Source organism: Paenochrobactrum sp. BZR 201-1 (assembly GCF_044987585.2).
GTDB classification, from domain to species: Bacteria; Pseudomonadota; Alphaproteobacteria; order Rhizobiales; family Rhizobiaceae; genus Paenochrobactrum; species Paenochrobactrum pullorum.
In genome coordinates this window covers 1-5,570 of the sequence record NZ_JBJDRZ020000053.1, presented here as the reverse complement: position 1 = coordinate 5,570, position 5,570 = coordinate 1, and the positions used below count along the sequence as shown (strand labels likewise).

Sequence of the window (5,570 nt, the reverse complement as noted above, 5' to 3'; positions counted from 1 at the left end):
AAACGGATTCAAATTCAAAACTGCTCATAAGGGCACCTCCTCAAAGATGAACCCTTAGCAATCACGATTGTTCCTTTGCGGAAGAAAAAAACCGCCTCACGGGCGGGCTGAATGGTCAGAATAAAATGGGGTCATGCAGGCCAATATTGATCATCAGCATCACCACCATGCCAACGATAACTGTAATCGGTGTCACACCGACACCTTGACGCCGCATCCTATTTTTGTGGCGAGTGGATTCAGACTGAGACGTAATTGCAAAACTGGACTGCGTGAGCTACATAGCGTCATCCACAAGGACTCGGTGAAACTCCGGGTGGCTCTTCTGGCCGCCGATCCGCCAGACAACACAGCAACGCAACTATTCCGTTTTCGAGGACCGAGTTTCGCTCGGCCCGTTGCCTCAACTGTGAAAAATCTCCCATGCGAACTCTTTCAAACTACTATCAGGAGTGGTTCTCCAACATCCGTGGCGACGTGCTTTCGGGTATCGTCGTCGCTCTCGCGCTTATCCCGGAAGCGATAGGCTTTTCCGTCATCGCCGGAGTCGATCCCAAGGTCGGCCTGTACGCCTCCTTCGCAATCGCCTGCGTGGCGGCCTTTGTGGGCGGCCGACCCGGCATGATCTCTGCTGCAACGGCCGCGACCGCTGTTGTCATGGTCTCGCTGGTCAAGGAGCACGGCCTTCAGTATCTGTTCGCCGCCACGATCCTTATGGGCATCATCCAGATCATCGCGGGATGGCTCAGGCTCGGCCGCGTGATGCGCTTCGTCTCCCGGTCGGTCATCACGGGCTTCGTTAATGCCCTTGCGATCCTGATCTTCATGGCCCAGTTGCCTGAACTTATTGGGGTTCCGACGCTTACCTACGTGATGATCGCAGGCGGCCTCGCAATCATCTACCTCTTTCCATACGTGACCAAGGCAATCCCATCGCCGCTCGTGGCCATCGGCGTTCTCACGGCCACAGCGTGGTGGTTCGGCATGGATCTACGCACCGTCGGCGACCTCGGTGAGCTTCCGTCTTCGATCCCATTCCTGATGCTTCCGCAGGTTCCGCTGACTTGGGAGACTCTGCAGATTATCTTCCCATACTCAGTGACGCTCGCTGCCGTAGGACTGCTGGAATCGCTGCTTACCGCGCAGATCGTCGACGACATGACAGACACGCCCAGCAACAAGAGTCAGGAATGCGTTGGACAGGGAGCGGGGAATATCGCATCGGCACTGATTGGAGGCATGGGCGGATGCGCTATGATCGGACAGTCGGTCATCAACGTGACATCGGGTGGTCGAGGACGGCTTTCGACATTCGTCGCGGGTGCTTTCTTGCTATTCCTGATCGTCGTCCTCAATGACCTCGTCCAGATCATCCCCATGGCCGCGCTCGTTGCAGTTATGATCATGGTTTCCATTGGCACTTTCTCCTGGCGGTCGATCCTTGACCTAAGACGCCATCCGCTTCCGTCCTCTGTCGTCATGCTGGCGACGGTCATCACCGTCGTCGCAACGCAAGATCTGGCAAAGGGCGTGATCGTTGGCGTCCTGCTGTCCGGCATCTTTTTTGCTGGCAAGGTAGCCCGTCTGTTCAGGGTCACGCGCCTGGAGAATCCCGAACAGAACAGTGTCACCTATGCTGTGGAGGGGCAGGTCTTCTTTGCGTCTGCGGAAGCCTTTATCCATGCGTTCGATTTCACGGATAAGGGTAAGCGGATCATCATCGATCTCACAAAGGCCCATCTCTGGGACATCACCGCAATTGGCGCGTTGGACAAGATCGTATTGAAGTTTCGGCAAGAGGGCGATGAGGTCGAGGTTCTCGGCTTCAACGAAGCGAGTGCTGATATGATTGACCGCTTCGCGCTGCACGACAAGGATAAGCGGCTTGCGGCAAGCGCTTCACTACACTGAACAATATGGCTGCGTACCTTCGTGCGCAGTCATCTGCCCCGCTACCGTTGCCTGTTGGTCCGCTCCACGGCGAATTATTCCAAGGCAAAAGCTCATGAATCTGGCCCTGCTTGTGGTCTAGGACAATGGCAGTAAGTGTAGCGGTCGGATAAGCCAGCGGATCGACGACATTGAGCTTGCAGGTCTCGATGAGTGAGGCGATGGTCGCTCAGTTCTCGGTCCCGGCATCGTGCCCAGCGAAGAGTGCGTTCTTCTGATCGAAGGCTATGAAGGCCAATATTGATCATCAGCAAAATCGGCTGGAATTTCAGCCATATCTTTTAGCGCGCGAGCTGAAAAAATCATCGCCTGCTTGTGCGCCATTGCGGCTTGCCCAAAGGCAAACATCGTCTGCGCATCCATCAGATGCAGCGTATTGTCTTCTGCAATCCATTGAAAATCAGCATCACCACCATGCCAGCGGTAATCTTTGGCTGCTGCACCGGCTGAGATTGCAGCAAGTGCGGCCACAGCGGCACCGGCAATGTTTTCACGATCCTGTGATCTGCTTTGATAGAACACACCCTGAAACGTAAAACCGCCATTGATACGGCGGTCGCGTTCAGCCATTACCTGCTCATCCAAGGTAATCGCGACACTATCACCGTTTTCGTCAAATGACTGATTAATATTTATTACTTTTGTGGGTGGCTCCATCCCAAAAGCTTGATAATGGCGGGGATAGCCTTTTTTACCAATTTTAGCACCGTCAATTACAGTTTTCATTGTCATAAACCCACCTCATCAAAATCTTCTTTTTCGCGTTCTGGAATAAATTTACCTGTCTCACGTTCACAGTTTTCATCAATATGAAGGACAAAGTTGTCTTTGCGTCGACCAGTTACCATCCATGACACGAGGTCAGTACTTTCTTCGTCCTCGCAAATGATCTCAAGCAAACCACTTTCGATTTTCTTTAGTGGACGCAAACGAGAAAACCCCTCCTGATTTTGGAGGCTTGACACTGTAATATCTGTATTAAGCGCTCCAAACGTACCAGTAGACATATTGAAATACTTATCTAAATCTACTGTAGCGCGGCCACGAACAAGGCGCACATCGCCACGATAAACGTTGACATATTCCGGTGCTTCAACGAACCCATGAGCTAAATCTTTATTTTCAGGATCAAGAGGGTGATCAATCAGAAAAGTACCAGAGCCCTTAGACAATGAGCCTGTAACGCCCATATTGCCCGTTGAATTGCAGTACATTTTCTGAACATCATCGACAGTATATGATAGTGTTTCATTGCCAGTTAAGCGAATGGATCCACCAATAGAGCTATCTGACATGTGCGTTCCTAACCGAACCCACCCATCACTATTAGCTCCATGCATATGTGCAACTCTGTTGACGTTTACTTTACCCTCGGTAATGCGTTCTCCTGGAACAATACCTACAATTTGTCTGCCGCTAATATCCCAAGCACAAACATTTGCGCCGGAACGCATAAAATAAAAAATTCCGCCACCTTGGATACCAATTGTTGAACTACCATCTTCTGCACCTGTGCCGGTATAAGATGTTGATAGACGTACCCACCCATCAGCACCATTTTGGCCGAATAAATGCTGCATATTGTTCAAAGGCACAACGCCTAAAGCTTCATAACCTTTACCGCCATTTGCAGCCGCCAACAAAGTCCGCGCCCATTCCGTTAAAGCAGTCACATCCGCAGTGCCAGAACCGGTGAAAAAAGCCAGTGTATCTTTTAGTGTTTTCAATCCGGCAAGCGCATCGACATTTCCGCTCATGCCCCAACGAGCGATAAGATCGCGCGCCGCACCTTGATAACGCGATCCATCGGGCTGATAGCGGATCAGCAGTGGTTGATTAGCACCTGCCGCGCCTGCAGGCGTATTCTCGACAAGGGTGCCTGCGTTCTGTCCTGTGACTGATGCAATAATCAGTACCAAGCCCGAACGGGTGATAATCATATCACCGGCTTGAATAGCGGCACTTTGCAAAGATGCCCCTGTCGTGGTGAAGTTCTTACTCCCCGATACCAAGGTAATTGTGCCGACTGTATAATCAGGCCTCACACCCCTTTCATAAGCCATTATTCAATCTCCAATGTATCAATGGTAGAGGTTTCTACACCCTGCAAATCTGTCACGACTTGGTTAAGGCGCGCTATTTCCTCTTGAGCCGATGTTAAGTCGACGGTTATCTCTTGGATTTTTAATTGCGCTTGATGCAGCTCGTTAGCCAAATATAAGCGCCTGTCGCGCGAATAATTGGCATCAATGGTCAACTCCATCAGCGCTACTGATGGATCAATCATTATTCTGTTTTGCATGATTTCCTCATAAGGGACGGCTTAGAACAATACCTTGAATTCTACAGTTCTAGCTTTCCCGTCCACATTCCGAATGGTTACACTATTAAAAGGCGCGTTCATTTCCGCATAATACGTCCTGAACGAAGGGAGTATCCCTTGAGGTGACCTAACCAATACTGTGGGGACGATGTTTTGATTTGGACTAGTAAATGTGAATGTCTTTGTCCCGTTACCTGTAAACGAAACGCTATTACTCGTTATCGGTATGCACGGGGTCATGCCGGAAAACATAGCCATGTTTTGAGGTGAAGCAGTATTTGCGTCAAAGCCCGGCTTTGAAACCCTAACGCCGCTGGCATCGAAGATAATCCTATCCACCATCGTTACGGCATCCTATTTTCAAATACGATGTAATTCACGTAGATATCAGATACAAAATCATCCCAATTGGATGAAACAAACCAAAGTGTATCAAAGCTTACCACGCACGACATGCCCCAGAAGATGTCATCATCCTGCGAAGGAAAGGTGACATTGGTTCTGCCCAATAGAGGCCACTCGTATCTATAAAAAACCAATGGATGGTAACTTAGTGGAGGAAAAGAAAACTTACCCCACCAAAAAGCATTCCCGCTTTGTGTATATGAGTTTAGTTTTACTCGCGCCCTTGCGTGTATTTTTAAGTAGTCATTCTCGGAAGAAAAAACCATTGGATTAGCGCGGTTTTTAACATCAAAGCCGGGCTTTGAAATTCTAAGTAAGTGTCTATTGTTTTCTTTGCCTAATAAGATTCTATCCACCATTTTCAGCCCTCGAAAACCACGAAGTAATCTGCCCCTTGCCAACGTCCCGCTTGGACATGGTTATATATCCCGCCGTTGGTAGCGTAGTAATTTTGATTGGCATCCGCGCCCGCGCCGCTAAAAAACTCAGTATCAAGTATGTATCTAGTTCCATTGGTGGGGGGTCTATCGGCGCTATTTGGTATAACGCCCCACTCGAAATAGGTTTGATCTCCTGTATAATTTCCCGACAAAAACCCCCAAATATAGGGGATATAATTCAACTGATACGGAAAAGCGGTAAATACCCCTGATTTATTCCTGGGCAAAATCCATTTAATACCGCCTCCATCAAACCAGTTGCTATCGAATGATTTGTCTGCATCTGGTAGTGACGGAGTGGCATTCTTACCCGCCTTCGACGTGATGAGCCGTGGCGGGGATTTACTTAAAAACACACGTTGAACCATGCATTAATCGCTGAATATCAGCGTCCCATTGTTAAGATTGAAAACCACTTTATTATCAGGGCTACGCATGACACCGGCTGTTAC

At 49.4% G+C, this 5,570-nt stretch carries 5 protein-coding genes, 1 pseudogene and 1 other annotated feature; of the genes and pseudogenes, 1 reads left to right on the top strand and 5 read right to left on the bottom strand.

Annotated elements, in window-relative coordinates; translation table 11 throughout:
- Nucleotides 1–294: 294 nt before the first annotated feature.
- Nucleotides 295–350 (top strand) — a sequence feature (sul1 is cis-regulatory element that is thought to sense ions involved in sulfur or methionine metabolism; They are found in Alphaproteobacteria).
- A gap of 73 nt (nucleotides 351–423) precedes the next feature.
- Complete coding sequence (locus ACI0FR_RS16475) at nucleotides 424–1,911, top strand: SulP family inorganic anion transporter (RefSeq protein WP_461668025.1); 1,488 nt, start codon at nucleotides 424–426, stop codon at nucleotides 1,909–1,911.
- Nucleotides 1,912–1,984: 73 nt separating this feature from the next.
- Here the strand turns inward: ACI0FR_RS16475 and ACI0FR_RS16470 are convergent.
- The 5 genes and pseudogenes from ACI0FR_RS16470 to ACI0FR_RS16450 form a co-directional block, all read right to left on the bottom strand.
- Nucleotides 1,985–2,179, bottom strand: a pseudogene (locus ACI0FR_RS16470) (transposase domain-containing protein); the annotation flags it as partial.
- On the bottom strand, nucleotides 2,176–2,520 hold the full coding sequence (locus tag ACI0FR_RS16465; protein ID WP_461668026.1) for a DUF4376 domain-containing protein: 345 nt from the start codon (nucleotides 2,518–2,520) through the stop codon (nucleotides 2,176–2,178). The gene ACI0FR_RS16465 and the pseudogene ACI0FR_RS16470, both read right to left, overlap by 4 nt.
- A gap of 158 nt (nucleotides 2,521–2,678) precedes the next feature.
- Nucleotides 2,679–4,013, bottom strand: a complete 1,335-nt coding sequence (locus tag ACI0FR_RS16460; protein WP_461668024.1) for a hypothetical protein — start codon at nucleotides 4,011–4,013, stop codon at nucleotides 2,679–2,681.
- Complete coding sequence (locus ACI0FR_RS16455; RefSeq protein ID WP_461668023.1) at nucleotides 4,013–4,252, bottom strand: hypothetical protein; 240 nt, start codon at nucleotides 4,250–4,252, stop codon at nucleotides 4,013–4,015. The genes ACI0FR_RS16460 and ACI0FR_RS16455 overlap by 1 nt, the downstream gene beginning before the upstream one ends.
- Nucleotides 4,253–5,039: 787 nt before the next feature.
- Nucleotides 5,040–5,486, bottom strand: a complete 447-nt coding sequence (locus tag ACI0FR_RS16450; protein WP_374834782.1) for a hypothetical protein — start codon at nucleotides 5,484–5,486, stop codon at nucleotides 5,040–5,042.
- Between the last annotated feature and the right edge of the window lie 84 nt (nucleotides 5,487–5,570).

Bases quoted from the DNA above. Each gene is read 5' to 3' on its own strand.
- ACI0FR_RS16475 (WP_461668025.1), top strand. From the start codon at position 424: ATGCGAACTCTTTCAAACTACTATCAGGAGTGGTTCTCCAACATCCGT.
- ACI0FR_RS16450 (WP_374834782.1), bottom strand. From the start codon at position 5,486: ATGGTTCAACGTGTGTTTTTAAGTAAATCCCCGCCACGGCTCATCACG.
- ACI0FR_RS16455 (WP_461668023.1), bottom strand. From the start codon at position 4,252: ATGCAAAACAGAATAATGATTGATCCATCAGTAGCGCTGATGGAGTTG.
- ACI0FR_RS16465 (WP_461668026.1), bottom strand. From the start codon at position 2,520: ATGGCTGAACGCGACCGCCGTATCAATGGCGGTTTTACGTTTCAGGGT.
- ACI0FR_RS16460 (WP_461668024.1), bottom strand. From the start codon at position 4,013: ATGGCTTATGAAAGGGGTGTGAGGCCTGATTATACAGTCGGCACAATT.